The following is a 526-nucleotide window of genomic DNA, read 5'->3' as shown; positions in this document are numbered from 1 at the left end:
GTCAAGCAAAAAACGGAGAAAACAAGTGAAAGAGAAAAAAAAAAAAGAGGAGGGAGGAGGAAAAAAAAAGGGGAGGGGAGGAAGGAGGAGGGAGGGGGGAGGAGGAGAAGAAAGAAAAGGAAGGAGAAGAGAGGGAGAGAAGGGAAAGAAAAGAAAGGGAGGGGAGGGAAGAGAAAGAGGAAAAGAGAAGGAAGGGGAGGGGAGGGAGAGAAGAGGGGGGGCGAGAGGGGAGGAGAAAAAAAGGGAAGGGGAGGAGAGGAGGGAAGGGAAAGAAAAGGAGGGAAAGAAGAAGAAAAAGAGAAGGAAGGGGAAAAGGGAAGGAAGGGAAAAAAGGAAAGAGGAGGGGAGAGGAGGGAGAGAGGAAAAAGGGAAAGGAGAAGAGAGGGAAGAAGGAAGGGAAGAAGGAGAAAAAGAAGGGGAGGAAGAAGAAGAGAGAGGAGGGGGGGAAGAGAAGAAGAAAAGAGAAGAGAAAGGAGAAAGAGGGAGAAGAGGGCCCGCACCGTGGTGACATCCAGCCCCACCCTGC

1 protein-coding gene is annotated in these 526 nt (G+C 51.0%); it reads left to right on the top strand.

Translation table 11 applies throughout. The features are described 5' to 3' along the window. Positions 1–508: hypothetical protein (locus tag KW843_RS27050; RefSeq protein WP_218298115.1), on the top strand; the 508-nt coding region annotated here is incomplete at its 5' end. Between the last annotated feature and the right edge of the window lie 18 nt (positions 509–526).

The sequence above is a fragment of the Acidovorax sp. sif1233 genome (genome assembly GCF_019218755.1).
Lineage (GTDB): Bacteria > Pseudomonadota > Gammaproteobacteria > Burkholderiales > Burkholderiaceae_C > Acidovorax.
This window is presented reverse-complemented; position numbering and strand designations above follow the sequence as displayed.